The 26,028-nt window shown below is 71.3% G+C and carries 26 protein-coding genes; 10 read left to right on the plus strand and 16 right to left on the minus strand.

What is annotated here, in order from left to right; all coding sequences use genetic code 11:
• Positions 1-32: 32 nt before the first annotated feature.
• On the minus strand, positions 33-494 hold the full coding sequence (locus ACTWPV_RS12660) for an RDD family protein (protein ID WP_443151880.1): 462 nt from the start codon (positions 492-494) through the stop codon (positions 33-35).
• A 185-nt stretch (positions 495-679) separates the two neighbouring features.
• On the opposite strand from ACTWPV_RS12660, the gene glnA reads away from it, so the two are divergent.
• Positions 680-2,104, plus strand: a complete 1,425-nt coding sequence (glnA, locus tag ACTWPV_RS12665; protein WP_132512635.1) for a type I glutamate--ammonia ligase — start codon at positions 680-682, stop codon at positions 2,102-2,104.
• A 273-nt stretch (positions 2,105-2,377) separates the two neighbouring features.
• Here glnA and ACTWPV_RS12670 read toward each other — a convergent pair whose 3' ends face one another.
• Positions 2,378-2,851, minus strand: coding sequence for a rhodanese-like domain-containing protein (locus ACTWPV_RS12670; RefSeq protein ID WP_443151881.1), 474 nt, complete (start codon positions 2,849-2,851; stop codon positions 2,378-2,380).
• A 93-nt stretch (positions 2,852-2,944) separates the two neighbouring features.
• On the opposite strand from ACTWPV_RS12670, the gene ACTWPV_RS12675 reads away from it, so the two are divergent.
• A complete protein-coding gene (locus tag ACTWPV_RS12675) occupies positions 2,945-3,433 on the plus strand; it encodes an Lrp/AsnC family transcriptional regulator (protein ID WP_347642571.1) in 489 nt (162 codons plus the stop codon).
• Between the two features lie 138 nt (positions 3,434-3,571).
• Here ACTWPV_RS12675 and ACTWPV_RS12680 read toward each other — a convergent pair whose 3' ends face one another.
• From ACTWPV_RS12680 to ACTWPV_RS12715, 8 genes are all read right to left on the minus strand, one after another.
• Positions 3,572-4,045: a hypothetical protein gene (locus tag ACTWPV_RS12680; protein ID WP_443151882.1), complete on the minus strand. Its 474-nt coding sequence runs from the start codon at positions 4,043-4,045 to the stop codon at positions 3,572-3,574.
• A 302-nt stretch (positions 4,046-4,347) separates the two neighbouring features.
• The gene (locus ACTWPV_RS12685) at positions 4,348-5,082 is read right to left on the minus strand and encodes a B3/B4 domain-containing protein (protein WP_443151883.1); all 735 of its coding nucleotides are present in this window, start codon (positions 5,080-5,082) and stop codon (positions 4,348-4,350) included.
• A 195-nt stretch (positions 5,083-5,277) separates the two neighbouring features.
• Positions 5,278-5,622 (minus strand): GNAT family N-acetyltransferase, encoded by a 345-nt coding sequence (locus ACTWPV_RS12690; protein WP_443151884.1) that lies wholly within the window; start codon positions 5,620-5,622, stop codon positions 5,278-5,280.
• Between the two features lie 5 nt (positions 5,623-5,627).
• Positions 5,628-6,380 carry an amino acid ABC transporter ATP-binding protein gene (locus tag ACTWPV_RS12695; RefSeq protein ID WP_347643130.1) on the minus strand — a complete coding sequence of 251 codons (753 nt, stop codon included), beginning with the start codon at positions 6,378-6,380 and terminating at the stop codon, positions 5,628-5,630.
• 8 nt (positions 6,381-6,388) lie between these two features.
• A complete protein-coding gene (locus ACTWPV_RS12700; RefSeq protein WP_347776272.1) occupies positions 6,389-7,297 on the minus strand; it encodes an amino acid ABC transporter permease in 909 nt (302 codons plus the stop codon).
• Entirely contained in the window at positions 7,294-8,232 is a 939-nt protein-coding gene (locus ACTWPV_RS12705; RefSeq protein WP_443151885.1) for an ABC transporter substrate-binding protein, read from the minus strand. The genes ACTWPV_RS12700 and ACTWPV_RS12705 overlap by 4 nt, the downstream gene beginning before the upstream one ends.
• Positions 8,225-9,025 carry a deaminated glutathione amidase gene (locus tag ACTWPV_RS12710; RefSeq protein ID WP_347642565.1) on the minus strand — a complete coding sequence of 267 codons (801 nt, stop codon included), beginning with the start codon at positions 9,023-9,025 and terminating at the stop codon, positions 8,225-8,227. The genes ACTWPV_RS12705 and ACTWPV_RS12710 overlap by 8 nt, the downstream gene beginning before the upstream one ends.
• Positions 9,022-9,963: a hypothetical protein gene (locus ACTWPV_RS12715; RefSeq protein ID WP_443151886.1), complete on the minus strand. Its 942-nt coding sequence runs from the start codon at positions 9,961-9,963 to the stop codon at positions 9,022-9,024. The genes ACTWPV_RS12710 and ACTWPV_RS12715 overlap by 4 nt, the downstream gene beginning before the upstream one ends.
• Positions 9,964-10,081: 118 nt before the next feature.
• Between ACTWPV_RS12715 and ACTWPV_RS12720 the strand changes: the two genes are divergently transcribed.
• The gene (locus ACTWPV_RS12720) at positions 10,082-11,434 is read left to right on the plus strand and encodes an aminotransferase-like domain-containing protein (protein WP_443151887.1); all 1,353 of its coding nucleotides are present in this window, start codon (positions 10,082-10,084) and stop codon (positions 11,432-11,434) included.
• Here the strand turns inward: ACTWPV_RS12720 and ACTWPV_RS12725 are convergent.
• The 3 genes from ACTWPV_RS12725 to ACTWPV_RS12735 all read right to left on the minus strand — a co-directional run bounded on the left by ACTWPV_RS12725 (position 11,418) and on the right by ACTWPV_RS12735 (position 16,199).
• Positions 11,418-12,452 carry a hypothetical protein gene (locus ACTWPV_RS12725; RefSeq protein WP_443151888.1) on the minus strand — a complete coding sequence of 345 codons (1,035 nt, stop codon included), beginning with the start codon at positions 12,450-12,452 and terminating at the stop codon, positions 11,418-11,420. The genes ACTWPV_RS12720 and ACTWPV_RS12725 overlap by 17 nt on opposite strands.
• 64 nt (positions 12,453-12,516) lie before the next feature.
• Positions 12,517-15,444 carry a bifunctional [glutamine synthetase] adenylyltransferase/[glutamine synthetase]-adenylyl-L-tyrosine phosphorylase gene (locus ACTWPV_RS12730; RefSeq protein ID WP_443151889.1) on the minus strand — a complete coding sequence of 976 codons (2,928 nt, stop codon included), beginning with the start codon at positions 15,442-15,444 and terminating at the stop codon, positions 12,517-12,519.
• A gap of 74 nt (positions 15,445-15,518) precedes the next feature.
• Entirely contained in the window at positions 15,519-16,199 is a 681-nt protein-coding gene (locus ACTWPV_RS12735; RefSeq protein ID WP_443151890.1) for a type 1 glutamine amidotransferase, read from the minus strand.
• 79 nt (positions 16,200-16,278) lie between these two features.
• On the opposite strand from ACTWPV_RS12735, the gene ACTWPV_RS12740 reads away from it, so the two are divergent.
• Complete coding sequence (locus ACTWPV_RS12740) at positions 16,279-17,460, plus strand: mandelate racemase/muconate lactonizing enzyme family protein (RefSeq protein ID WP_443151891.1); 1,182 nt, start codon at positions 16,279-16,281, stop codon at positions 17,458-17,460.
• 40 nt (positions 17,461-17,500) lie between these two features.
• Here ACTWPV_RS12740 and ACTWPV_RS12745 read toward each other — a convergent pair whose 3' ends face one another.
• Positions 17,501-18,214, minus strand: a complete 714-nt coding sequence (locus ACTWPV_RS12745) for a PaaI family thioesterase (protein WP_443151892.1) — start codon at positions 18,212-18,214, stop codon at positions 17,501-17,503.
• A 391-nt stretch (positions 18,215-18,605) separates the two neighbouring features.
• Here ACTWPV_RS12745 and ACTWPV_RS12750 point away from each other — a divergent pair, with 391 nt between their 5' ends.
• The 3 genes from ACTWPV_RS12750 (at position 18,606) to ACTWPV_RS12760 (ending at position 20,593) form a co-directional block, all read left to right on the plus strand.
• Complete coding sequence (locus tag ACTWPV_RS12750; protein ID WP_443151893.1) at positions 18,606-19,403, plus strand: potassium channel family protein; 798 nt, start codon at positions 18,606-18,608, stop codon at positions 19,401-19,403.
• Positions 19,404-19,533: 130 nt separating this feature from the next.
• On the plus strand, positions 19,534-20,151 hold the full coding sequence (locus ACTWPV_RS12755) for an AAA family ATPase (RefSeq protein WP_443151894.1): 618 nt from the start codon (positions 19,534-19,536) through the stop codon (positions 20,149-20,151).
• 97 nt (positions 20,152-20,248) lie between these two features.
• Positions 20,249-20,593 (plus strand): YciI family protein, encoded by a 345-nt coding sequence (locus ACTWPV_RS12760; RefSeq protein WP_347642556.1) that lies wholly within the window; start codon positions 20,249-20,251, stop codon positions 20,591-20,593.
• A gap of 27 nt (positions 20,594-20,620) precedes the next feature.
• Here the strand turns inward: ACTWPV_RS12760 and ACTWPV_RS12765 are convergent, their stop codons facing one another.
• Complete coding sequence (locus ACTWPV_RS12765) at positions 20,621-21,982, minus strand: glutamine synthetase family protein (protein WP_347642555.1); 1,362 nt, start codon at positions 21,980-21,982, stop codon at positions 20,621-20,623.
• A 187-nt stretch (positions 21,983-22,169) separates the two neighbouring features.
• Here ACTWPV_RS12765 and ACTWPV_RS12770 point away from each other — a divergent pair, with 187 nt between their 5' ends.
• Complete coding sequence (locus tag ACTWPV_RS12770; protein ID WP_347642554.1) at positions 22,170-22,715, plus strand: EF-hand domain-containing protein; 546 nt, start codon at positions 22,170-22,172, stop codon at positions 22,713-22,715.
• A 32-nt stretch (positions 22,716-22,747) separates the two neighbouring features.
• Entirely contained in the window at positions 22,748-23,734 is a 987-nt protein-coding gene (locus ACTWPV_RS12775; protein ID WP_443151895.1) for a terpene synthase family protein, read from the plus strand.
• 30 nt (positions 23,735-23,764) lie between these two features.
• Here the strand turns inward: ACTWPV_RS12775 and ACTWPV_RS12780 are convergent, their stop codons facing one another.
• Complete coding sequence (locus ACTWPV_RS12780) at positions 23,765-24,730, minus strand: DUF5937 family protein (RefSeq protein ID WP_443151896.1); 966 nt, start codon at positions 24,728-24,730, stop codon at positions 23,765-23,767.
• 58 nt (positions 24,731-24,788) lie between these two features.
• Between ACTWPV_RS12780 and ACTWPV_RS12785 the strand changes: the two genes are divergently transcribed.
• The gene (locus ACTWPV_RS12785) at positions 24,789-26,003 is read left to right on the plus strand and encodes an MDR family MFS transporter (RefSeq protein WP_443151897.1); all 1,215 of its coding nucleotides are present in this window, start codon (positions 24,789-24,791) and stop codon (positions 26,001-26,003) included.
• Positions 26,004-26,028: the final 25 nt, after the last annotated feature.

Consider the following 26,028-nt stretch of genomic DNA (forward strand, 5'->3'; position numbering starts at 1 on the left):
TCATTTTCGAACCCGGTATGGTTTTTTCTCGCTTACATGCGGACGACCATCGTGTTGGACACGCGGTCGTGCACCCCGCGGTGGTCGCGGTCCCAGATCAGGGCCGGCAGGGCCAGGGCGAGCAGCACGGTGCGCACCACCACGGGCAGGATCCGCGGATTCCCGCCGTCCATCGCGGCGACCCTGATGCCCGCCAGGCGGTGCCCGAACGTCTGCCCCATGAGCCCGACCAGGATCAGATATTGCACGGCGAAGGCGAGCACCGGCGCCCACGGCGACTCCGCCGGGTTCATCCGGAACAACAACTGCACGACGACCCACGTGCAGATCATCCAGTCGATGACGAGCGCGGCGATCCTGCGACCCCAGCCGGCGATCGACCCGCTGCCCTCCTCGGGCAGCCCGAGGCGCTCCCCCGGATATCCCAGATCGACCCCGGCGGAGCGGAGCCCGCCCAGCCACGTCTGCGTCCACCGAGGTTCCTTGCCGCTCATGAAGTCAACGGTAGCCGCCCGATGAGGCGGTCCGCTTCGTGACCCGGCCGCATCGGCCGGCTGGGAACGTGAGGCGTCGTAGCTCACGTGACCCCGCGTAACACGTGCGAAACAGTCGAGACACCGGACGGAAACGGCCGAGTTCTAGCGTCGGCATGATGGCCAGTCCCCAGGGAGGTTCGAGAGTGTTCAACTCCGCCGACGACGTCCTGAAGTTCATCAGTGACGAAGGGGTGCAGTTCGTCGATGTCAGGTTCACCGACCTGCCGGGGACGACTCACCACTTCACCTTCCCGGTAGAGAACTTCAGTGCGAGCGTCTTCACCGACGGGCTCATGTTCGACGGATCGTCGATCCGTGGATTCCAGGCGATCCACGAGTCCGACATGCTGCTGCTGCCCGACCCGGCCAGCGCCGTGGTCGACCCGTTCCGCCAGCACAAGACGCTCAATATCAACTTCTTCGTGCACGACCCGCTGACCGGCGAGGCCTACAGCCGTGACCCGCGCAACGTCGCGCGCAAGGCCGAGGAATATCTCAAGGGCACCGGCATCGCCGACACGGTCTATTTCGGGCCCGAGGCCGAGTTCTACATCTTCGACGACGTGCGCTTCGAGACGCGCCAGAACGCCGGCTACTACTACATCGACTCCATCGAGGGCGCCTGGAACACCGGCAAGGCGACCGAGGGCGGCAACCTCGGTTACAAGCCGCGTTACAAGGGCGGCTATTTCCCGGTGCCGCCGATGGACCACTTCACCGACCTGCGCTCGGAGATGGTGCGCAACCTCATCGAGTGCGGCATCGACGTCGAGATGCAGCACCACGAGGTCGGCACGGCCGGTCAGGCGGAGATCGACTTCAAGTTCGGGACGCTGCTCAAGACCGCCGACAACCTGATGCTGTACAAGTACATCATCAAGAGCACGGCGCTCGAATACGGCCACACGGTCACGTTCATGCCCAAGCCGATCTTCGGCGACAACGGCTCCGGCATGCACTGCCACCAGTCGCTGTGGAAGGACGGCTCGCCGCTCTTCTACGACGAGGTCGGCTACGCGGGCCTGTCCGACACCGCCCGCTACTACATCGGCGGCCTGCTCAAGCACGCGCCGTCGCTGCTGGCCTTCACCAACCCGACGGTCAACTCCTACCACCGTCTGGTGCCCGGCTACGAGGCCCCGGTCAACCTGGTCTACTCCCAGCGCAACCGGTCGGCCTGCGTCCGGATCCCGATCACGGGCTCCAACCCGAAGGCCAAGCGCATCGAGTTCCGGGTGCCCGACCCGTCGTGCAACCCCTACTTCGCGTTCTCGGCGATGCTGATGGCCGGCGTCGACGGCATCCGCAACAAGATCGAGCCGCCGGAGCCGGTCGACAAGGACCTCTACGAGTTGCCGCCGGAGGAGGCCCGCCAGGTGCCGCAGGTGCCGGGCTCGCTCACCGACGTGCTCAACGCGCTGGAGGACGACCACGACTACCTTCTCGAGGGCGGCGTGTTCACGCCCGACCTGATCGAGACGTGGGTGGCGTACAAGCGCGAGAACGAGGTCGACCCGATCCGGCTGCGCCCGCACCCGCACGAGTTCGAGCTCTACTACGACGTGTGACGGCGCGGTTCCCCGGCCCCGGCGATCTGTCTCATAACGGTCGCTGAGCTGGAGAAACCGTTCTCGTCCTTGCTCGTTGTTCCCGGTCCTCACCGTCCTCTGGCGGCACGGGACCGGAGCAGAACGGCCCGGCATCGCCTCGTGATGCCGGGCCGTTCTGGCACGTGAGCGGGCCCCCGAACCGTCCAGGCCCGTCCGGTGGAGCGTCTGTTTCGGCACCCGGACGCCCGATGCGGCGGGACGAGCGTCACGAGCGGTTCCCGGTCGGCGCCGTCAGCAGGCGCAGGTGGCGGAGCCTGCCGGGGCGGTCAGCGGATCGGGTGCGCGTCGCTCGGCACCGGTCGTGGTGCCGACGGGAAAACCCTCGCGGATCCAGTACTCGATGCCGCCGATCATCTCCTTGACGCGGTAGCCGAGCAGGGCGAGGGCGAGTGCCGCGCGGGTGGCCCCGTCACAGCCCGGCCCCCAGCAGTAGGTGATCACTGGAACCGCGGGGTCGAGCAGGCCGGCCGCGCGGGCCGGGATGTGGCCGGTGGGCAGGTGTACGGCGCCTGGCACGTGGCCCTGCCTCCAGCCGTCGGCGGACCGCGAGTCGACCAGGACGAACCCTGGGTCTCCTGACTCGAGCGAGGCATGAACGTCGGAGACGTCGGCCTGGTAGGTGAGGCGTGCGGCGAAGAAGGCGGCGGCGTCCGCCGGATCCGCGGGCGGCACCCGGAGGGCCGGGCTGGTGAACAGGGTGGTCATGGCCACGACGATATGAGCCCCGATCTCGCGCTGGAAGCGACGATCAACGGCACTTGCGCCCTTCTACCGGGGGTTTCATGGTAAATATCGGTTGTGGCCGGTGTTTCCCTTGACGAGACGGATATGCGCATCCTCGAAGCGCTGCAACGCGACGGGCGCGCGAGCTACGCCGAACTGGCCCGGATCGTGTCCATGTCGGCCAGCGCCGTCACCGAACGGGTCCGCCGGCTGGAGGAGACCGGCGTGATCAGCGGCTATTCCGCCGTCGTGGATCCCGAACGGCTCGGGCTCGGCATCCTGGCCTTCGTCCGGCTGCGCTATCCGACCGGCAACTACCGGCCGTTCCACGACCTGATCGCCACCACACCCGAGATCATGGAGGCCCACCATGTGACCGGCGAGGACTGCTTCGTCCTGAAGGTCGTCGCCGGTTCCATGCAGCACCTCGAACACGTCACCGGCCGGATCTCCGGGCTGGGCTCCGTCACGACCAGCGTCGTCTACTCCAGTCCGCTCCAGGACCGCGCTGTCACCACGACCGCCACCACCTGGCGCGCCGCGGGTTCCCGCCGCCCGCGGTGACCGGCCGCCCGGAGACGAAACGGGCGCGGGAAAGGCCATCGGCTGCTTCGCCGATGGCCTTTCACGCGCGCCCTCGATGCGGGCCTCAGCTCCTGGAACGGGACGCCGGCCCGGCCGTGGTGTCAGCCGCTCTCGCGGTCACCACTCGGTCAGATCACCATCCGTCGGCCACCACTCGTCGCGGTCGTTGTTGGAGCCGTCCTGCTCGGGGCCGCGGTGGTCGAAGTCACCGTGCTCGAAGTCGTGGTCCTTGAAGTCGTGGTCCTTGAAGTCGTGGTCCTTGAAGTTGTGATCCTTGAAGTCGTGATCCTTGAAGTCGTGATCCTTGAAGTCGTGGTCCTTGAAGTCCTTCTTCTTCTTGACGACCTTGACCTTGACCTCGTCCTGGTGGTGATGGTGGCGGCGGTGCTTGTTCTTGTTGCGGTTGAGGTTGTGGACGATGATGTCGATCCTCGGCGGGTGCCAGTGCGGGTTGCGCAGGATCGGCTTCTCCCTCACGACGCGCCTCGGCTTCGAGACGTGCCGGACCGGCGCGGACGGCGGACCACCGGCCTCGACGGCGACGTAGCCCGCGCTCGCGCTGGCCACCCCCTGGCCCAGCGGAAGGAACATGCCACCGGCGACGGCGCCGGCCAGAGCTAGTACCGCGAACCGCCCATGGCGCGGCGTCCGCGATTGCCGACTTCTAGTATTCACGAGCTCGTTTCCCATTCATGGATAGATCAGCCGAAACCAGGCACCCACCTCGGGTGCTCAGACGCAAGCAGACGTACCCATGCACATATTCTCAGCTACCTCTATAAACCCAAACGTCCCGTCAAAACCTAAACGTCCAATAATGATCTGGACAGAACTTACGGGTTCCGGGACATATCTCCAGGAGTCGTCGCACCGGAGGTGTCCCGTACGGAATCTCAGAACGTGAAGCGAGGCGCCGAGGCGGTCAGGAGGACGGGTTCCGGAGTCGCCCGCCAGAGGCCGCGCACCTCACCGGCCAGTCCGGCGGTGAGCGCCTCGATGTCCGCGCGTGCCGTGCCGTGCAGGGCCTCCGCGACGATCAGGACGTCGGTCGTGGTGTCGCGCACGGCCGACCGGCCGCTCTGGCGGTTGGTCCAGCGGCGGGCGTGGGCCATCGCGTCGGCGTCGGCGAAGACGACCTCCCCGGCCGGCGGGCGCTCCGTCTCGCCGGAGAAGGTCACGTACGTCTCATCACCCGCCGCGTACCGGACCTCGACGTAGGAGGAGATCCGGGAGACGTCGAAGACGGCCACCGGGACCGCGTACGCGAGGGACACCGCGTTGCACAGGTCGATCAGCGGGTGCAACCGCGGCAGCGCGCCCTCCTTCCTGAAGCGGCGCAGCAGCGACTCCGAGGCGCAGCGGTACTGTGTCGGCTTCAGGCCCATCGCCGAGAACGCCCGCCGCCACGCCCTGATCTCCGGCAACTCGCCCTCGGAGGCGGTGGCCAGGCGCCTGGCGGCGATCTCGCCGTAGTGCGCGAGCCGGTCGTCCACGCGGACGTCCTTGGAGACGCCGGCCACGGACATCACCCCCGGGACGAGCTCGGGAAAGTCGCGCCAGATGTCGGTCGAATGCTGGAAGTGCACGGTCACCTCGTCGTCTCGGCCAGGGGAGGACGGGCCGATCACAATACCCGCACCCCGGTGCGGGAACGCGGAAGGCGCGACACGGACGCGCCGGACGCGCGCGGCCGAGGCCGTCGCCGCTCACCAGCACCACGCGCGAGGACCGCTCGTCAGCGCCGCTCTCCAGGACCGCTCATCAAGGCCGCCCTGCCGGCCGGCTGGGCCCCGGCGTGCGGGACCGCACGCCGGAGATCGTCTTCACCGGGTGTCGCGCCTGAGCCGGTAGAGGACGTGGCGGCGCAACGGGCTGTTCCCGGGGACCCTCGGGTGGTCGACGTCCTCGGCCGGGTCGCGGGTCATGCCCAGGCGCTCCATCACGGCACGCGAGCGCGCGTTGCGCACGGCCGTCATGGAGATGATGACGTCGAGCCCCGCCTCGGCGAACGCGTACGCGGCGGCCCGCCTGGCCGCCTCGGTGGCGTAGCCGTGCCCCCACGCCGGGCGGGCCTGCCGCCGGCCGATCTCCACGGCGGGCAGGAAGGGAGCGTCGACGTCTGCGGGGCCAGCCCGGCGAAGCCGATGAAGGGCCCGCTCGGTCTCCACCCGGGTCAGAGTACCCGGCTCAGGAACGCCTTCGTCCGCGGGCTGGCCGGGCGGTCGAGCACGTCCGCGGGGGCGCCCGACTCGACCACGACGCCGTCGTCCATGAACACCACCCGGTCGGCCACCTCCCGCGCGAACCCGACCTCGTGGGTCACCACGATCATGGTCAGGCCGTCCTCCGCCAGGCCCTTCATCACCGCGAGCACCTCGCCGACGAGCTCGGGGTCGAGGGCGCTGGTGGGCTCGTCGAACAACATCAGCTTGGGCCGCATGGCCAGTGCGCGGGCGATGGCGACGCGCTGCTGCTGCCCGCCGGACAGCTGGCGGGGGTAGGCGCCCGCCTTCTCCTCCAGCCCGACCCGGCGCAGCAGCGCGTGCGCGCGTTCCCTGGCCTGGTCGCGGGGTTCGCCGCGGACGCCGACGGGGGCCTCGATGACGTTCTGCACCACGGTGAAGTGCGGGAAGAGGTTGAACTGCTGGAAGACCATGCCGATCTCCCTGCGCTGGCGGGTGACCTCCCGCTTGCGCAGGTGCCGCACCCGGCCTCCGGACGCCTCGAACCCGATCAGCTCCCCGTCGACGTGGATGGATCCGCCGTCGATGGTCTCCAGGTGGTTGACGCAGCGCAGGAACGTCGACTTGCCCGATCCGGACGGCCCGAGGACGACCACCACCTCGCCCTGCGTCACCTCCAGGTCGATGCCCTTGAGCACCTCCAGGTGACCGAAGTGTTTGCGCACGCGGCGGGCGCTGACCATGGGTACGGTCACGAGGGCACCTCCGGGGTGGGGCGGCGGCGGAAGGTCAGGAACGACCAGAAACTCTGCGGGGCGTTCCTGGTGGCGCCGCGCGCGTAGTGACGCTCGATGAACGACTGGCCGACGTACAGGATCGAGGTGATCACCAGGTACCAGACGCAGGCGACGATCAGCAGCGGGATGGTCTGGAACGTACGGTTGTAGATGGACTGCACGGTGTAGAGCAGGTCGGCCAGCGCGATGACGCTGACCAGCGACGTGGCCTTCAACATGCTGATGACCTGGCTGCCGGTGGGCGGGATGATGAAGCGCATCGCCTGGGGCAGCACGATCCTGCGGAAGGTCCTGGCGCCGCTCATGCCGAGCGCGGAGGCGGCCTCGGTCTGGCCGTGGTCGACCGACATGAGACCGCCGCGGATGATCTCCGCCATGTAGGCGCCCTCGTTGAGGCCGAGGCCGAGGATGGCGGCGAGCAGCGGCGTGATGAGCACGTTGGTGTCGGCGCTGACGAACTCGGGCCCGAACGGGACGCCGAACGAGATCTCCGGCAGCAGGTACGACAGGTTGTACCAGAGCACGAGCTGCACCAGCACCGGAGTGCCGCGGAAGAACCACACGTACAGGCCGCAGGCGGCCCGCGCGACCGGGTTCTCCGACAGCCGGCCGATGGCGAGGAGCACCCCGAGGACGACGCCCACGGCCATGGCGATCACGGTGAGCAGCAGCGTGGTGAAGATGCCCTGGCCGATGATCTGCGCGTTGACGTACCGGCCGACCACGTCCCACTGGAAGTTGGGGTTGGTGACCAGCAGGCTCACGAGCTGGGCGGCCAGCACGAGCAGGACGATCGAGGCGACCCAGCGCAGCGGGTGGCGGGTGCGGGCGGCGCCCGCGACGTCGACGTCGGGCAGGCTCATGATTCCGCCAAGTTCACGCCGGCCTGGTCGAGCTTGTTGTCGGACGTGCCCCACCTGTCCATGATCTTGTCGTAGGTGCCGTTGTCCATCAGCTTCTGGATGCCGTCCTTGAGCACGTCGCGCAGCGGCGAGTCCTTGGCCACGACGGCGCCCTGGTACAGGTCGTCGAACCCGTTGGACTGCCCCTTGCCGGCGAGTTCGAGCTTGCCGCCGGCCTGGTCCACGAAGTAGGTGAGCGGCGCCTGGGAGGAGAAGAACGCGTCGGCCCGCCCGGAGCTGACCGCCAGCACGGAGGTGGGCTGGTCCTTGTACGACTGGACGTTGATCTTGGGCTTCCCCTCCTTGACGCACGTCTGCGACTGGCCCTTGATCACGCTCTCGGCGGAGCCGCCGGCCATGACGGAGATCTTCAGCCCGCAGGTGTCCGCGAGGGAGCCGATGTTCTTGGGGTTGCCCTTCAGCACGGCGAAGACGACGAACTCCTTGACCCAGTCGACGAAGTCGTTGGACTTCTGCCGCTCGCGGAAGTCACCGACGGGTCCGATGGCGAAGTCGTAGCGCCCGGAGGCGATGCCGGTGAGCGAGCTGGGCAGCCCGTCCACGGTGACGTGCTCGATCTTGACGCCGAGCAGCTGGCCGAGTGCCTCGGACATGTCGGCGGCGGCGCCGGTCAGCGACCTGCCGTCGGCCCCGGCGATCTCGTACGGAGGGAAGGAGCCGTTGTTCACCGAGACGAGCTTGCCCGCCTGCTTGGCCTTGTCGGGCAGCCGGTCGTACAGCGCCTGGTCCTTGGTTTGGGCGGCGGTCGTGCCCTGGGGCTGCTGGGAGTTCAGCACGCCCTCCGCCTCCTCGGGGTTGGCGCCGCATCCGGCCAGCACGAGGGCCGCGCCGAGCAGGGCGGCCGTCACGCCTCTGGGCGTCGTGTGCCTAGTCATGTCGCTCCAATCGCGGGTCGACGGCGAAGCGCCGGTTCTCGAGGACGGGCAGGGTGAGCCGGGCGTCGGCCAGCTCGGCAGCCGAGGCGTCGGCCCAGAGCATGCCCGGCGCGGCGCCGAGGCGGGCCCGGGTGATGCCGAGCGGGTCGACGACCATGCTGGATCCGATGTTGCGCCGGCCGCACTCGCCGGAGGCGGCCACGTAGCAGGTGTTCTCCAGGGCGCGGGCGGTGACCATGACCTCCCAGTGCCATTCCTTGGCCGGGCCGCGCACCCACGCGGTGGGCAGCGCGATGATCTGGGCGCCCTGGTCGGCCAGGAGCCTGGCCATCTCGGGAAAGCGCACGTCGTAACAGGTCATCATGCCGACCTTCCAGCCCGCGCAGTCGATCACGACGGGGGCGTTGGTTCCGGGGACGACGTTGTCGGACTCGCGCTTGCCGAAGGCGTCGTACAGGTGAAGCTTGGTGTAGGTGGCGACGAGCTCGCCGTCCCTGGCGGCGACCAGGACGTTGTACACGCGCCCGTCGTCCGCCGGGATGTGCACGCCGGCGATCACGGTGGTGGCGGAGCCGCGCGTGCGCTCGACCAGCCCGCTGACGAACGGCCCGTCCAGCGGCTGCGCGGCCTGCCTGATGCGGGCGGGCTCGTCGACGAAGAGCGCGAGCGAACCCTCGGGCAGCACCAGCAGTCCGGCGTCGCCCGCCACGGCCTCGTCGATCAGGGCCTGGCAGGTCTTGAGGTTCTGGGTCCAGTCCTCCGCGGAGGCGAACTGTCCGACGGCGATTCTCATGCGGCGAAGACCTCCTCGGCTCCGATGGGGCGGGGTGAGATGCCCTGGGCGTGCAGTTCGGCGCAGAAGGCGGCGACCATGGCCGCGTTCGGGGCGGCGCCGTACGGCATCCAGTCGTGGCCGAAGATCAGCGCCGTCGCGGTCAGGTCGGACAGCAGCCACGGCGTGGTGTCGGCGAGCAGCCGCCGCCGGGCCAGCCAGTGCCGCTTGGAGTGCTCGAACGCGTCCTGGACGGCCTGCGGCAGCCACGGGTGGCGCTCGACGCTCTCGCGCTTGAGCGTGACCAGGTGGATGCCCGGCACGAAGCCGGTCCGCTCGTAGTAGGCGAGTTCGGCGGCGCGGTGGTCGGGCAGCAGGTGGCGCAGGCGGCTCTCGGGGGTGAAGAGCTCCGGAGGCATGAACGGCGTCATGATCGCGTCGTGGTGGCCGGCCGCGAGCCCTTCGGCGAGCCCTTCGTCCGTCAGCGAGACGTTGCCGGGGAGCGGGACCGGGCCCGTCCTGTCCTTGCCGGTCTCGCCGGCGACCAGCGGGCCGACCGTCCAGTCGATGCCGCCGAGGTCCACGCCCGCGGCTCTGAGCAGGGCGCGGGTCCAGGTGTTGCCCGAGTCGGGCCAGCCGGTGAGCCCGACGCGGGCGCCCTTGAGCTCCTCCAGCGAGGTCAGCTCGCTGTCGCGGCGGACGAGGACGCAGCGGTGCCGGAAGCCGCGCATGACGAAGACGGGCAGGCCCACGAGCCGGTCGTCGCCGGCCGCGCGGCCGAGCACGTACCTGCTGAACGAGGTCTCGCCGCCGTCCAGCCCCGGCTCGCCCAGCACGTCCGGCGTGACGGCACGCGAGTCGAGGTCGAGGGCGAAACCCTCGGGCTTGACCGCCTCCGTCGCGATCGGCACGAGGTGGTCCCAGTCCCGCGCCGCCAGCCGAATCCGAATCTCGGCCACAAACCCCCCAAACGACATTAGTTGCCCCGAATTGCGAAGAACCATATGTTCAGGGGAGAGGCCAACACAAGACGATCTTTGTTGCTGAACAAAGATTTGCGGAACCCATGGGGGTGGAGTGGACGCCACATGGCTGGCGGAACGCATCGGCGAACCGAGTGCTCGCGGGATCGCGACCGTCCTGACCGACCTGATCAGGCAGGGCACGGTGACCGCCGACACCCGCCTGCCGACCGTGCGCGCCCTGGCCAGGGAGCTGCGGGTCAGCTCGGGAACCGTCGCCGAGGCCTGGTCGGAGCTGCGCCGGCACGGGATGATCCGCACCGACCGCCGCAGGGGCACGGTGGTGCTCGGCCCGCCCGACGTGCCGCGCCCCATCCGGTACGAGCGCATCGGCCACTTCGGCGACCGGCTGGCCATCGACCTGGCGATCGCCTCCCCCGACCCGGCGCTGCTGCCGCCGCTGGAGAGCGCCCTGGCCGCGGCCGCCCGCACCGACCGGCTCAACGACTACACGCGCGAGACGATCACGCCGCGATTGCGCGCCGCCGTGGAGCCGGACTGGCCGTTCGCCGCCCAGGGCTGGCTCGCGGTCGGCGGCGGCTACGAGGGCGTGCAGCTGCTCTGCCAGACCGCGGCCCTGCCCGGCGACCGGATAGCGATCGAGGAGCCGACGGCGGCGCGGCTGCTGGACATCCTGGAGACGATCGGCGTCCAGATCATCCCGGTCGCCTGCGACGAGGACGGCCCGCTGCCCGGCGCGCTGGACAGAGCTTTGCGGGCCAGGCCGGTGGCGTTCGTCTACCAGCCGCGCGGCCAGTCGCCCTGCGGCCACGCCGTCACCCCGGAGCGCTCCGCCGAGCTGGCCGCCCTGCTGGAGCCCACGGCGACCCTCGTCGTCGAGGACGACGGGATCGGCGAGCTGTCGGTCTCGCCGATGGTGAGCATGGGGACGCGCTTTCCCGACCGTACGGTGCTGGTGCGGTCGTACTCCAAGTCCCACGGCCCCGACCTGCGCATCGCGATCGTCGGCGGGGCGGCCGAGGCCGTGGAGCGGGTGCGCGTGCTGCGCAGCTTCGGCACCGGCTGGACCAGCAGGATCCTGCAGGACGCGCTGGCCCACCTGCTCGGCGACGCCGCGACACGGGCCGGCGTCGAACGCGCCCGTGACACCTACGCGGGCCGGCGCGCGCGGCTGGCCGCGGAGCTGTCCGCCCGCGGCGTCCGTACGGGCGGGCGCGACGGCCTGGTGTTGTGGGTCCCGGTACGCGAGGAGTCCGCGGCGCTGGTCACCCTCGCGGCGCACGGGATCTCGGCGGCGCCGGGCAGCCGCTACGTGATCGACCCCGCGCCCGCCCCCCACCTGCGCCTGGCCACGGCCCGGCTGACCGACGACCCCGGCGAGCTCGCGGAGCTGGCCGACGTGATCGCGCTGGCGGCCACGGGCTCGCGGCTCAGCGCCTCGACCTGATCCCCGTCAGCCGGCGCAGGACGTCCCACCAGAACGGGGCACCGAACAACAACGCCACGTACGTCAGCAGGAATCCCGGCCAGTGGCTCGGCGTGGTCAGCCGGTCCCACCACACGCCGCCGTTCCAGGCGAACACCGGATCGCCCCGCTCCGGGATCGACACGCTGAGCGGCGCCTGGCCGAGCAGCCTGGCCAGCGCCGGCCGGCTGAGCGTCTCCGAGACGCACGACACCGGGTCGCCGCCCGTGCACCGCGCCCTGAGCTCGTCGTACGCGGCGGGCCCCGCCTCGGCGACGGCCGTCACGGAGGCGCGGAAGGCGTTGTCCCGCAGCAGCGTCTTGGCGTGCTCCAGCCCGTCCACGGTGAACAGCAGCGTCACCGCGACGCACAACACGGTGACGACCCACCTCACATAACGCCGGTAGAGCAGGGTGAGCCGCTGCATCTCGCCGTCGAACCAGGCCTCCACGCCCTGCCTGAACCGGTCGAGGTCGCGCTGTGCCGTCTCCCACACGCCGTTGAGCGGCCCGTGCAGCGGGCTGCCGATCTCCTTCAGCTTCGCCAGGAACCCTTCGACGCCGCCGGGCGCGCCCGCCGCCAGCTCCATCACGGCCACCGCGAACCGCCCAGGCGGGAGGTCGGCGATGCTGGTGCGGCCCCTCTTGGGGTGGTCGATCTCGCGCACCCGCTGGTAGAGCAGGGTGACCAGGGCGTCGTCGGACTCGCCCGCGCGGGCGGGCAGCTCTCCCGCCTCCGCGGGGGCGGGCCGGCCACTGTGCCGAGGGCGCGGGTCGCGCTGGAACGGCAGCGCCGCGAACACGTCGCGTACGCCGGCCGGTAACCAGGACCGGCCCTGGGCGTCCGAGCCGTCCAAGGTGTCCCTGAGGTAGGCCCACAGGAACTTGCTGCGGATGGACAGCAGCCGCACCACGGCCTCGTTCAAGCCGCTCACGAGCAGTGACAGCAGCAGGAACGACACGGCGAGGCCGAGCGCCAGGTCCACGTAAACGGAGAGCATCGCGCTTTGATACACCCCGCCGGATCGAGCGAGCAAGCCCTCACCGGGTTGTCGCGGCGGGCCGTCAGGCGTAGAAGACGCGCTCCACCACCTGGCGGGCGCGGCGCGTCACGCGGCGGTAGTCGTCGAGGAAGTCCTCGGAGCCGTCCGGCGGGTAGCCGAGCGCCTGCGCGATCAGCCCGCGCTCCCCCGAGTCGCGCGGCACGCTGTCGCCCGGCCTGCCCTTGACCAGCATGATCGCGTCTCGGACGCGGGAGGCGAAACGCCACGCCTCGGCGAGCACCTCCTCGTCCGCCCGGTCGAGCAGGCCCTCCGCCACGGCCGCGCGCAACGCCTCCAGCGTGCGGGTGGTGCGCAGGGACGGCAGCCCGCCCGCGTGGCGCAGCTGCAGCAGCTGGGCCACCCACTCCACGTCGGACAGGCCGCCGGGGCCGAGCTTCGTGTGCAGGGCGGGGTCGGCGCCGCGCGGCAGACGCTCGGCCTCCATGCGGGCCTTGAGCCGCCTGATCTCCCTGACGGCGTCGTCGGGCAGGCCCTGCCCCGGGTAGCGCAGCTCGTCGATCATCGCGACGAACGCGGCGCCCAGTTCGGGGTCGCCGGCCGAGAACCTGGCCCGCAGCAGCGCCTGCGCCTCCCACGCCGACGACCAGCGCGCGTAGTAGGCGCGGTAGGAGGCCAGCGTGCGCACCAGCGGGCCCTGCCGCCCCTCCGGCCGCAGGTCGGGGTCGATGGCCAGCGGCGGGTCGGGGGCGGGCAGTGACAGCAGCCTGCGCAGCTCGTTGGCCACGGCGTGGGCGGCGTCGGTGGCCTCGCGCTCGTCCACCCCCGGCAGCGGCGAGTGCACGAACATGACGTCGGCGTCGCTGGCGTAGGAGCACTCCATGCCGCCGAGCCGGCCCATCGCGACGATCGCGAACGAGGTGACCCGCGCGGCCCTGTCAGAAGCGGCGTCGAGCGCGGCGTCGAGCGCGGCCTGGAGGGTCACGTCGGTCAGCCGCGACAGCGCCGTGCCCACCGTCTCGATGTCGATGAGCCCGGCGATGTCGGCGACGGCCGTACGGAACAGCTCCTTGCGCCGCAGCGCCCGCACGGCCGCGACGGCGTTCTCCGGGCCGCCCGCGTGCCGCGACACCGCGGCGGACGCCTCGCCCAGCAGCGACTCGCGCGAGCGCACGGCCAGCTCCTCGTCCGAGCCCAGCATCGCCACCGCGTCGGGCGCGTGCATGAGCAGGCCGGTCGCGTAGCGGCTGGTGCCGAGCACGCGCGCCATCCTGGCCGCCACCGCCGTCTCGTCGCGCAGCAGCCGCAGATACCACGGCGTGCTGCCCAGCTTGTCGCTGACCTGCCGGAACCCGAGCAGCGCCGCGTCCGGGTCGGGCGTGTCGGCGAACCAGCCGAGCATGACGGGCAGCAGCGTGCGCTGGATCGCGGCCCGCCTGGACACCCCCGTGGTGAGCGCGGCGATGTGGCGCAGCGCGCCGGTGGGGTCGTCGTAGCCGAGCGCCTCCAGCCTGGCCGCGGCGGCCGAGGCCGACAGGCGCGCCTCCGACTCCGGCAGCCGGGCCACGGCCTGCAGCAGTGGGCGGTAGAACAGCTTCTCGTGCAGCCGCCGCGCCTCCATCGCGTGCCGCCGCCACCGGGCGGTGAACTCCCCCACCGGGTCGGCCTGCATGCCCAGCGCCCGGCCCAGCCTGCGCAGATCGGCCTCGTCCTCCGGCACGATGTGCGTACGCCGCAGCCGGTGCAGCTGCAGCAGGTGCTCGACCCGGCGCAGGAACGCGTACGCCTCCGCCAGGCCGCGCGAGTCGTCACGCCCGACGTAGCCGCCGCGGGAGAGCGCGGCCAGGGCGGGCAGCGTGCCCCGGCGGCGCAGCAGCGGGTCGAGCCTGCCGTGCACGAGCTGCAGCAGCTGCACCGCGAACTCGATGTCGCGCAACCCGCCGGGGCCCAGCTTGAGCTGGCGCTCGCCCTCGGCGCGCACATGCGCCTCCACCCGGCGGCGCATCGCCTGCACGTCCTCGACGAAGTGCTCGCGGGTGGCCGCCGACCAGACCAGCTCGTTGACCGCCTCGACGTAGGCCGCGCCCAGCTCCAGGTCGCCGGCCACCGGCCGGGCTTTCAGCAGCGCCTGGAACTCCCACGTCTTCGCCCAGCGCCGGTAGTAGGCCAGGTGGCTGGCCAGCGTGCGCACCAGCGGCCCCGACCGGCCCTCCGGCCGCAACCCGGCGTCCACCTCCCACAGCGAGCCCTCGGGGGTGGTCGCGGTGCAGGTCCGCATCATGGCCTGGGCCAGCCGGGTCGCCGAGCGCAGCGCCTTCTCCTCGTCGGCGCCCTCCCGCGGCTCGGCCACGAAGATCACGTCGACGTCGCTGATGTAGTTGAGCTCGCGGGCGCCGCACTTGCCCATGCCGATCACGGCCAGGCGCACGTCGGCGGCGTCGACCTCGGCCCGCGCGATGGCCAGCGCGGCCTCCAGCGCCGCGCCCGCCAGGTCGGACAGCTCCGCCATGACCTCCGCCTGCGTGGCCTGGCCGGTGAGGTCGCGCGCGGCCAGGTGCATCACCCTGCCCCGGTAGGCCACCCGCAGCGCGGTCATCCCCTCGGCCCCGTCTCGCTTCCGCGCGTCCGGCCCGCCGGCGCCGACCGCCCGGAGGAGCTCCTCGCGCGGATCGCCCAGGCGGTGTTCGGCGAGCAGCGCCACCTGCTCCGGGTGGCGTGCCAGGTGGTCGCCGAGCGCCTCGCTGACCCCGAGCACGGCGGCGAGCCTGGCCCTCAGCTCGCCGTCGGCGCGGAGCTTTCCCGGCACGGACGGGTCCCGCTCGGCCAGGCGGGCCAGCGAGGCCAGCGCCAGGTCGGGGTCGGCCACGTCGACCAGCGGCTCCAGCAGGTCGTCCAGATCGGCTCCGGCCTGGCCGACGAGCCTGGCCGCCCTGGCGCCGTCGGCGAAACCGAGCTTGGCGAGCCTCGCGGCGGTGGATTCGATCCTGGGCACCCCTCCATAGTGGCAGTTCCCCCGCCGCGGGCCGTAGCAGGCCGGCCTCCGTTTCGGCCCGTGGGCGCACCAGGTCAGCGGGCGGGATCCCGGACCACGTCCGCGAACGCCCTCGCCACCGGGCGCCAGGTCGCGATGAGGTCGGCCTCGGCCGCCTTGACCTCGGCGTCGAGCTCCCCGGCCCCTTCCAGGGCCGTCTCGCCGGTCCAGGACGCGAAGATCTCGGGGGTGGCCTCCGGGTGGAACTGCACCGCCCAGGCGGCATCCCCGAGCCGGTAGGCCTGGTGAGGGTACGGAGTGCCGGTCATCAACGGCACCGCGCCGCCGGGCGGTCGCGTGATGACGTCCTGGTGGTACTGCACGGCCACGGCCGTGCAGATTCCGGAGAAGAGCCGGTCGGAGGCGGCGCCGGGCAGGGCGGCGACGTCGCGGGCGCCCACTTCGAGCCCGTACGCGCCGCGATCGACGGCGCCGCCGCAGGCCATGGTCAGCAGTTGCGCCCCGAGGCAGATCGCCAGCGTGGGCGTGCTCTCCTCTACCGCCCGCAGCAGCAGGTCGCGGGTGGCGGGCTGCCAGGGGCTGCGCTCGTCCTCCCAGGCGGCCGCCGCGCCGCCGAGCACGATCAGCCCGTCGCCCGCGCGTACGGGAATCTCATCGCCCAGGTACGGCCGCACGACGTCGAAGTCCAGTCCCAGCCATTCGCCCAGATATCCGAGCCCGGCGTCGGCCTCGTGCTGGATGACGGTAACGCTCATATCGGCCCATTATCCGGAAATTTCGTTTGGTGGCCATGTCACCTGCGCATATCCGGTCTTAGCGCTGAAAGGGGAACTCGTGAAGATCGTCGCCCTCGAGACCGTCCGGCCCGCCGTCCAACCCAACCTGCTGTTCGTCCGCCTGCACACCGACTCCGGGCTGACCGGGCTCGGCGAGGCGTTCTTCGGCGCGCTGACGGTGGAGGCGTACCTGCACGAGAGCGTCGCCCCCGTCCTGCTCGGCCTGGCCGGTCCCACGCCGGAACGGGTCGCCCGCCTGCTCACCCCGTACACCGGCTACCAGGGCTCAGGCGCCGAGACGCGCGGCAACGGCGCCGTCGACCTCGCCCTCTGGGACCTGCTCGGACAGACCGCCGGGCTGCCGCTCGTCGACCTGCTCGGCGGCGCCGTCCACGACGGCATGCCCATCTACAACACGTGCGCGGGCCCCGGGTACATCGCCACCTCGGCCCGGCAGGAGAGCGGCAACTGGGGCCTGGCCACCGGCCGCTACGAGGACCTGAACGCCTTCCTCACCGACCCGGCCCGGCTCGCCCGCGACCTGCGCGAGCAGGGCATCGGCGGCATGAAGGTATGGCCGTTCGACGCCGCGGCCGAGCGTACGGGCGGCGCCGTGATCTCCCGGGCCGACCTGGACCAAGGGCTCGAGGTGATCGCCGCGATCCGGGAGGAGGCCGGCCAGGACATGAAGCTGATGGTCGAGCTGCACGGCCTGTGGAGCCGGCCCGCCGCCGAGACGATCCTGGCCGCGCTGGAGCCGTACCGGCCGTTCTGGGTGGAGGACCCGCTGCGCTCGGACGCCGCCGACGCCTACGCCCGCCTCGACTCCCCCGTGCCGATCGCGGCCGGGGAGACGTGCGTCGGGCGGCGCGGCTTCAAGCCGCTGCTGGACTCGGGCGCCGTCGACGTCCTCACCCTCGACGTCCAGTGGACGGGCGGCCTGACCGAGGCCCGCAAGGTCGCCTCACTCGCCGACGCCTACGGCGTTCCGGTGGCGCCGCACGACTGCACCGGGCCCGCCACGCTGGCGGGCTGCGTGCACTTCGTGTGCGGCCAGCCCAACGGGCTCATCCAGGAGACGGTCAGGGCCTTCCTGCACACCTGGTACGGCGAGCTCGTCACCGGGCTGCCCGTCATCGAGAACGGCGTCGTCACGCCGGGCCGCGAGCCCGGTCACGGCGTACGGCTGCGGGAAGGCGACCTGGCCGCGCAGCGGCGCGTCTCCCGCCTGTCGCCCTGACGATCGATGCCCGCCGGCGACCGGCGGTGACGGCGCGGTGTCAGCGTGGAGCGATCCAGGTGGCGCGGGCGGCGGCCACCAGGGTGCCGTCGTCCTCGTAGATGGCGCTCTGCCCGAACATCTTGCGCCCGTCGCGGCCGGTCGGGCGGGCCACCACGGAGTAGCGGCCGCCGGGGTGGACGGGCCGGTGGATCTGCACGCCGAGCCGCCCGAGCAGCGCGGTCTCGCCCGGGCCGAAGTGGGCCCAGCCGGTGATGCAGTCGAGCACCGCCCCGACGATCGAGGCGGGAACACCTTCCTCGCCCGTCACGTTGAACGGCACCCGCCATCCGGCGGCCACCATGTCGGTGCCCTCCACAGGGCCGGGGAAGATGCGCAGGCCGTCGCCGGGCTCGCGCATGCCGCAGGCGAAGCACTCGGCGAACGGGTGCGCCCGCAGGCCGACGAATCCCGCCTCGGCGCGGGCGGCGTCGGTGAACGGCACGAAGCCGGGGCCCTCCAGGTCTTCGGCCACGGGGATCGCCTCGACCAGGAGCCGGTCGCCGTGGGAGAGGGAGACGGAGTTGGCCACGTGTTCGAGGCGCAGCTCGGTCTCCAGGGGGGTGGGAGCGTGGAGTGTGACTTCGACGGCTGATCGGCCACCGTTCAGAGCCTCCGCCATGGTGCCCGCTATCCAGCCGCCGTTGGCGACCCCCACCGGGCCACGGAAGCGCTCGGGAACGGTCAGCACGGTCTGCAAGGCAGCCGTCGTCATGCCACACCCTCCTACATCGCCGCATACGGCGAAAAGTCCGTAAATGTCAATAGAAGCAGGCCGATTTTACCCAGACTCCCGATTCCCGCAGATACCGGGGGTCTCGCGGCTGATCGACATGACCTACAACGCCTCGATGAGGTCCGTTGCTTCCCGCCCGTCGCGCGGCCATGCCTGCCATCACGCCTACCACGGGACCGTAGACGCCCCACATCGCGCGGACGTGAGCCGGGGGTGAGAAGCAACGAAAATCGGCCTCACTCCGAACCACTGCCGGGAGTGAGGCCGATCAAGGCGTCGGCAGTACCCTATCCCGGCCCTTCCGCGTCCCGCGACCAATCCGCCGATACCGGCCTAGAGCGACAGGCGGTCATGCCATCAGACTGTCGGGATGGATCGGCTGACCTCATGGGAGCGCCGCACGAGCACGGCACTTCTCACCATTGGCACCGCGTTTCTTCTCAGCTGGGCGATCCCCATTATCTTGCCCGGCCTTCCGCCCTTTGTGGACCAGATGTTCTGGTACCTCCAGGTCTGCACCTATCTCCTGTTCACCACGGACTACCTGATCCGCGTCTACCTGGCTCCCCGCCGCATACGCTTCGTGCTCAGGAACATCCCCTCGCTCCTGGTCGTCCTGCTCCCCCTCCTGCGCCCGCTCTGGCTGCTGCGCGCGCTGCTGCTCCTGCAGGTCGTCGCCGAACGGATCCAGCTCCCGCTGCGGCTACGCGCGGTCGTGTACGTGAGCGGCACCGCCGTCTTCCTGGCCCTGGTCGGGAGCGTCGCCGTGCTGGACGCGGAGCGGGACAACCCGGCCGGCAACATCCAGACGATCGGCGACGCCCTGTGGTGGTCGCTCACCACGATGACCACCGTCGGGTACGGCGACCGCTTCCCCGTCACCCCCGAGGGCAGGCTGGTGGCGTCGGGGCTGATGCTGGCGGGGATCGCCCTGCTCGGTGTGGTCACCGCGGCCATCGCGTCCTGGTTCGTCGAGCGGTTCGAGCGCAACGCCGCCAGGGAGCGGCGTACCGAGGCCGACGTGGCGCAGATCCTCTCCGAGGTCAACGAGCTGCGCGGGGCGGTGGACGAGCTGGCCGGCCTCCGCACCGTCCTGGCCGGCATCGGCGACGACCAGGCCCGGCTGCACGATCGGCTGGACTCCCTTACCACACGCCTGACCCGCTGATGCCGGCCCGGCCGCGGGCGCGCGCCACGGCCCGGCTTCGACGAGTCTCTAAGGCACGCAGTCCCCTCGCCGGAACGGCACGGGACATGTACGTTGATCATTCGGGGGTGGGCCTGTGCAAGGGTCGAGATTGCGATACCCGCCCGGATCCCTGGTCATCCTGACCGGGCTTCCGGGCGCGGGCAAGACCACCCTGCTCCGCCGCCTGTACGGCCTGGGCGGCGCCGAGAGCCTGCCCGTCACCGCGGGCGCGGTCGCGGTGATCGACTCGGCGCAGGCCAAGCGGCACTGGCACGGCAGGCTCGGCTGGATGCCAGGCCCGGTGCGCCGCGCCCTGGTGTTCGCCACCCATGTGGGCCGCATCCGGCGGGCGCTCGCCGGCGGCCGCTCGGTCATCGCCCACAACCGGGGCTGCGCCCCGTACGTGCTGAAGGGCTTCGCGTGGCTGGCGCGGCGGCACCACTCCCGCTTGCACCTGCTCCTGCTGGACGCGACGCCGGAGGCGGCGCTGGCCGGGCAGCAGGCCAGGGGCCGGGTGGTGGCGCCGCGCACGTTCGCCCGCCATCAGCGGCGGTGGGCCCGCCTGGTCGCGCGGGTGAAGGGCGGCGACCCCACGCCGGCGGCGGGCGTGCTGATCGTCGACAGGGCGGAGGCGGCCCTGCTGGAGGCGATCACCTTCGACGGCGGGGACGACGACCGCCTGCGCGAGATCCGGATCACCGGATCGTCGCCCGACCACGACGGATGACGGCGGGCCGGAACGCGGCCGATTTTTTCCGCGTGGCGTGTCGATCCGGGCGCGGGCCGTTCGTGTGAAGGGTGAACTCCGAGGAAAGGACACCGCGATGAGGCATTACGTGCTCACCATGTACCAGCCCGACGGCGAGCCGCCGGGACCCGAGATCCTCGACCCGGTCATGCGCGACCTGGGGGCGCTGGAGCAGGAGATGAAGGACGCCGGCGTGTGGGTCTTCTCCGGCGGGCTGCGCCCGCCGGACCAGGCCGCCGTGGCGCGGCTGAGGGAGGGCGAGGTGCTCACCACCGACGGCCCGTACACCGAGGGCAAGGAGCACGTCGGCGGGTTCACCATCATCCGGGCGGCCGACATGGAGGCCGCGCTCGGGTGGGGCCGCAAGATGGCGAGGGCCGTGGCGCTCCTCCCCATCGAGGTGCGCGAGTTCCAGGGCTGAGCAGGCTCCGCCCCGGAACGGGCCTCGTCACAACACGGGCAGGTAGCGGCCGAGCTCGAACTCGGTGACGGTGCGGCGGTAGTCGCGCCACTCGGCCCGCTTGTTGCGCAGGAAGAAGTCGAAGACGTGCTCGCCCAGTGTCTCGGCCACCAGCTCGCTGCGCTCCATGACGGCGATCGCCTCGTCGAGCGACCCGGGCAGCGGCTGGATGCCGAGGGCCCGCCGCTCGGCGCTGGTCAGCGTCCACACGTTGTCCTCGGCGGCGGGCGGCAGCTCGTAGCTATCCTCGATGCCCTTCAGCCCGGCCGCCAGGACCAGCGCGAACGCCAGGTAGGGGTTGCACGCCGAGTCGAGCGAGCGGAACTCGATGCGCGTCGAGCCGCCCTTGTGTGGTTTGTACATCGGCACCCGGACCAGCGCGGACCGGTTGTTGTGGCCCCAGCACACGTAGGAGGGCGCCTCGCCGCCCTGACCGGCGATGAACTCGGCCCCGCCCCAGAGCCGCTTGTAGGAGTTGACCCACTGGTTGGTGATGGCGGTGATCTCGGCGGCGTGCTTGAGCAGCCCGGCGATGAACGAGCGGCCGATCTTGGACAGGCGGTAGTCGGTGCCGGCTTCGTGGAAGGCGTTGCGGTCGCCCTCGAACAGCGACATGTGGGTGTGCATGCCGGAGCCTGGGTGCTCGGTGAACGGCTTGGGCATGAACGAGGCCCAGATGCCCTGCTCCAGCGCGACCTCCTTCATGACCAGGCGGAAGGTCATGATGTTGTCGGCCGTGGTCAGCGCGTCGGCGTAGCGCAGGTCGATCTCCTGCTGGCCGGGCGCGCCCTCGTGGTGGCTGAACTCCACCGAGATGCCCATCGACTCCAGCATCATGATCGCCTGGCGCCGGAAGTCGTGGCCGGCGCTGTGGGGGGTGTGGTCGAAGTAGCCGCCCGAGTCGATCGGCTCGGGCCGCCCGCCCGGCTCGGGCCGGTTCTTCAGCAGGAAGAACTCGATCTCGGGGTGGGTGTAGAAGGTGAAGCCCATGTCGGCGCACTTGGCGAGCGTGCGCTTGAGCACCCAGCGGGGGTCGGCGTGCGACGGCGAGCCGTCGGGCATGAGGATGTCGCAGAAGATGCGCGCCGCACCGGGCGTCTCGCTGCGCCAGGGCAGGATCTGGAACGTGGCCGGATCGGGCTTGGCGAGCATGTCGGACTCGTAGACCCGGGCGAAGCCCTCGATGGCCGAGCCGTCGAAGCCGATGCCCTCGGCGAACGCGCCCTCCAGCTCCGCGGGGGCGATCGCGACGGACTTGAGGAAGCCGAGCACGTCGGTGAACCACAGCCGGATGAACCGGATGTCGCGTTCCTCGAGCGTGCGGAGCACGAACTCCTGCTGGCGGTCCACGGCATCCCCTCAAGACGACAGTACGGGTCCCCTACCAGCATGCCGTGTCCGTGTTTCGCACACGTTACGGGGGGTGCCGGGGAAGGCTCCCGCGGAGGAGCCCGTGAACAAGCCGGTGCGAGCCTCGCTGACAAAGGGCCCGCCCCGACTTACTGTGATCACGCAGTCAGTCTCGGGGGAGGCATTGGTGGCTATCGACCTGCTCAATCACAAGCTCGATCGAGCGTTCGACCACATCGACGCGAGCGGCAACGGCGTCGTCGAGCGTGAGGACCTGCTGGGTCTGGGCGCCCGCATTCTGGTGGGCTTCGGGGAGTCCCCCACCTCGGTCACCGGGGCGAGCCTCGTCGGCAGCTTCGACGGCATCTGGTCCACCTTGTCGCTGGCGCTCGAGCGCGACGGCGACTCCGGCATCGCGCGGGAGGATTTCCGCAAGGGGATGACGGCGGCGTTCGTCACCGGCGACCGCTACGACCCGGTGTTCAGGCCGGCGACGGTGGCGGTGGCGGAGTTGTGCGACGCCGACGGCGACGGAGAGATCGGCCCCGCCGAGTTCCGTACGCTGCTGTGCGCGTTCGGCGTGGCCTACGACGACGTGGACGAGGCGTTCGACCGGCTCGACAGGGAGGGCAGGGGCACGCTCACCGTGGACGGGCTGGTCCGGGCCGCTTGCGACTACTACACGAGCGGAGACCCCAACGCCGCGGGCAACTGGCTCTTCGGACCGCTGTGAAGACTCCGCTGAAGACGACCGTGAGGACGAGTGTGAACACCACCGCGAGCACCACCGTGTTCGCCACGGTGCGCACCGCGCTGCGTTCCGCGCTGACGTCCATGCTGCCCCTGCCGCGCAGGGGCCACTCGGCCGCCGTGGCGCTGCTGCCGCTCACCGAGCGGGTGCCCGCGATGGCGGCGCCGTGCCGGATGCACCCGGCCGTGTACGCGATCGAGGCCGCGGTCATCGACTGGGCCAGGCGCACCGGCCTGCGCGCCGACCCCGGCGTCGGTTTCCACCGGATGGCGAGCCGGGCCTTCGCGGAGTTCGACGCGGCCGCGGCGGCGTTGTTCGCGCAGTGGCTGACGTGGCTGTTCCACCTGGACGACGAGCTGGACGAGGGGTCGTGCCGGCTGGACATCTTCGACGGCATGCTCAGGGGCGCGGCCGGCCATCCGCTGGAGGCGGCCTTCGCCGATCTGTGGCGGGTGACGAGCGCGCGGATGAGCGACCGGTGGCGGTCGAGGTTCGCGGTGGGGCTGCAGCGCCAGCACGACGCGTGCCGCACGGAGGCCGACAACAGGGCGGCCGGCCGGATGCCGACGCTGGAGGAATATCCCGAGCTCCGCAGGGGCACGGTGGGGCCCTACCTGTACGACCTGGTGGAGCCGTGCCTGCGGGTGGAGGTGCCGGGCTGGGTCCACGACGGCGAGCCCTGGCGCCGGCTGGTGGACGCCTGCAGCGACGTCACCGCGTGGTGCAACGACGTCGCCTCCCGGCCGAAGGAGCGCGGCGACGTGCACAACTTCGTCGTGCTCGCGATGCGCCAGCTCGGGCTGGGCGAGCGGGAGGCGACCGCGTGGGTGCTGGACCGGATCGCCGATCGGTGCCAGGACATGCAGGAGGCGGCCAGGCGGCTGCCCCTCGCGGATCTCGCGCCGAAGGCGGCCAGGGACGTCAGCAAGGTCGCCTGCGCCTACCTGGCGGCGCCGCGCGCCCACCTCGACTGGCTCCTGGAGTCCCAGCGTTACGCCTGACCGCACGGTCACGGCCGCGGCGCCTGGGCGCTAGGCGGCGCCGCACGCGAGCATGTCGCCCGTGGGGGTGCGGCGGTAGACGACCTGCTTGCCGACCCGCATCCCCACCGCGAGCCCGCCGCCGCTGAGCACGCCGAGGTGCTGGCTGACGGCGCCCGGGGTGAGCGACATCCGGGCGGCCAGGGCCGAGGTGGTGGCGGGCTCGGCGAGCGCGAGGAGGATCTGCGCCCTGCTCCTGCCGATCAGTGCGGCCAGCGCGCCGGGCGCGGGCGGCGGCCCCTGCTCCCACAGCGTGCCCACGCCGAGCACGGTATAGACGAGCATCGGCTGGTACGGCGGCGCGATCACCCCCACCGACGGCCACCAGAACGCGCTGGGCACCAGCACCAGGCCGTCACCGCGCACCGCTTCGTCGGCGCACCACGGCCGGTCGATGAGCAGCTTCTCGCCCGTCCAGGTGACGGCGGGGTCGAGCGTGGCGAACAACTGGCGCGCGCCGCCCTCGGCCAGCAGGCGGGAGCGGCGCAGCACGTCGCGTTCCAGCAGCCCGTACACGCGCGGCCAGAACTCCGCGAAACACGTCTCCCAGTACGCCTCCAGCGCCCGCGCGACCCTGGCCACGCCCGCCTCGGGGTCGGCCGTGAACCGCTCGATCACCGCCCGGTCGGTCCCCTCGACCCGCAGGGCCTCCCGCCGGGCCGTCTCGGGCGGCGTACGCCTGACCCGGTCGAGCTCGGCGGTGAAGTCGGGCATCGGCGTGTCGGGCGGCGGGGTGATGAAGTCGGCCACGTAGCCGGCCGGCGGGACGAGGGCGAACAGCTCGCTGAGGTCGAGCCCGGCGAGCCGTGGCCGGACGGCCTTGATCCACTGCAGGTGGAGTGACTGCCGGGCGGGCCTCTGGAGGGTGCGCAGGCTCGCGACGAGCTCCCACATGGGCGAGAACGCGAACCGGATGCGGGCGACGTCCTCCGGGGTGAGCGCCCAGGTAAGCGACATGCTTTTAGTCTCCCCTAAATCGTTCGCACCCTGAAGAACCAAATATCACGATTCCTGCGTGTCACACACCACCGCCGAGAAGCCGTCAGACCCGCAGCGGAAGCCGTCCTTCCTCCAGTCCATGGTGGGCGGGTTGCCCCGCCCGTTCTGGGCCCTGTGGGGCGGCACCCTGGTGAACCGCCTGGGCACCATGGTCGTCCCCTTCACCGGCGTCTACCTGACGCAGAGCCGTGGCCTGTCGCTGGCCGCGGCGGGCCTCGTGATGGGCGTCTACGGCGCGGGCTCGCTGCTGTCGCAACTGCTCGCCGGGATCCTCACGGACCGGATCGGGCGCCGGGCCACGCTGTCGGGCGGCATGGTGGCCACCGCCGTGAGCATGCTGGCGCTCGGCTACAGCTCCACGCTGCCGGCGATCCTGGTCTCCATGTTCGCGCTCGGCCTGGTGATCGACGTCTACAGGCCGGCCTCGACCGCCCTGGTCGCCGACCTGGTCTCCCCCGCTGAACGGCCCCGGGCGTACGGGCTGCTGTTCTGGGGGATCAACCTCGGCTACGCGATCGGCATGACGAGCGGCGGCCGGCTGGCGGAGCTCGGGTTCGTCTGGCTGTTCTGGATCGACGCGGTCTCCTGCCTGGTCTTCGCCGCGCTGGTGTGGCGGGCGGTCCCGGAGACCAGGCCGGAGGCGAGGGGGTCGGCCGGCGGCTTCGGCGTGGTGCTGCGCGACCGGGTGATGGTGGGGTTCACGCTGGTCGTACTGGGCAACGCGCTGGTCTACGGGCAGACGATGACCATGCTGCCGGTGGCGATGACGGAGGTCGTGAAGTTGTCGCCGGGGCAGTTCGGGCTGGCCATGGCGCTCAACGGGGTGCTCATCGTGCTCGTGCAGCCGCTCGTGTCGGGCTGGCTCGGGCGCAGGGACGCCTCCCGCACGCTCGCGACGGGGCTGGCCGTGATGGGTCTGGGGTTCGCGATGACGGCGTTCGTCACCAGCACCCTCGGGCTGGTCGTGACGATCGCGGTGTGGACGACGGGGGAGATCATCACGGCCGGCGTCCCCGGCGCCGTCGTGGCCGCGCTCGCGCCCGCGCACCTGCGCGGTCGGTACGCGGGGTTGTTCGGCTTCGCGTGGTCGATGGCCGCCGTGCTGGCGCCGCTGATCGGCGGCCCGCTGCTGGAGCTGGGCTCGAAGGCGTTGTGGTTCACGGTCGGCGGGGTCGGCGCGGTGTCGGCGCTCGGCATGCTGGCGCTCGGACCCGCGATCCGGCGCCGCTGAGCGACATATATCACTTTTCGTCGCT

This window comes from Nonomuraea sp. KM88, from assembly GCF_052245635.1.
In the GTDB taxonomy this organism is placed as follows: domain Bacteria; phylum Actinomycetota; class Actinomycetes; order Streptosporangiales; family Streptosporangiaceae; genus Nonomuraea.

What these genes read in the sequence shown, in the direction of transcription:
- ACTWPV_RS12660 (WP_443151880.1), bottom strand. Translation starts at nt 494, where the DNA reads ATGAGCGGCAAGGAACCTCGGTGGACGCAGACGTGGCTGGGCGGGCTC.
- ACTWPV_RS12670 (WP_443151881.1), bottom strand. Translation starts at nt 2,851, where the DNA reads ATGACCACCCTGTTCACCAGCCCGGCCCTCCGGGTGCCGCCCGCGGAT.
- ACTWPV_RS12680 (WP_443151882.1), bottom strand. Translation starts at nt 4,045, where the DNA reads ATGTTCCTTCCGCTGGGCCAGGGGGTGGCCAGCGCGAGCGCGGGCTAC.
- ACTWPV_RS12695 (WP_347643130.1), bottom strand. Translation starts at nt 6,380, where the DNA reads ATGGTCAGCGCCCGCCGCGTGCGCAAACACTTCGGTCACCTGGAGGTG.
- ACTWPV_RS12700 (WP_347776272.1), bottom strand. Translation starts at nt 7,297, where the DNA reads ATGAGCCTGCCCGACGTCGACGTCGCGGGCGCCGCCCGCACCCGCCAC.
- ACTWPV_RS12705 (WP_443151885.1), bottom strand. Translation starts at nt 8,232, where the DNA reads ATGACTAGGCACACGACGCCCAGAGGCGTGACGGCCGCCCTGCTCGGC.
- ACTWPV_RS12710 (WP_347642565.1), bottom strand. Translation starts at nt 9,025, where the DNA reads ATGAGAATCGCCGTCGGACAGTTCGCCTCCGCGGAGGACTGGACCCAG.
- ACTWPV_RS12725 (WP_443151888.1), bottom strand. Translation starts at nt 12,452, where the DNA reads ATGCTCTCCGTTTACGTGGACCTGGCGCTCGGCCTCGCCGTGTCGTTC.
- ACTWPV_RS12735 (WP_443151890.1), bottom strand. Translation starts at nt 16,199, where the DNA reads ATGAGCGTTACCGTCATCCAGCACGAGGCCGACGCCGGGCTCGGATAT.
- ACTWPV_RS12745 (WP_443151892.1), bottom strand. Translation starts at nt 18,214, where the DNA reads ATGACGACGGCTGCCTTGCAGACCGTGCTGACCGTTCCCGAGCGCTTC.
- ACTWPV_RS12750 (WP_443151893.1), top strand. Translation starts at nt 18,606, where the DNA reads ATGGATCGGCTGACCTCATGGGAGCGCCGCACGAGCACGGCACTTCTC.
- ACTWPV_RS12760 (WP_347642556.1), top strand. Translation starts at nt 20,249, where the DNA reads ATGAGGCATTACGTGCTCACCATGTACCAGCCCGACGGCGAGCCGCCG.
- ACTWPV_RS12780 (WP_443151896.1), bottom strand. Translation starts at nt 24,730, where the DNA reads ATGTCGCTTACCTGGGCGCTCACCCCGGAGGACGTCGCCCGCATCCGG.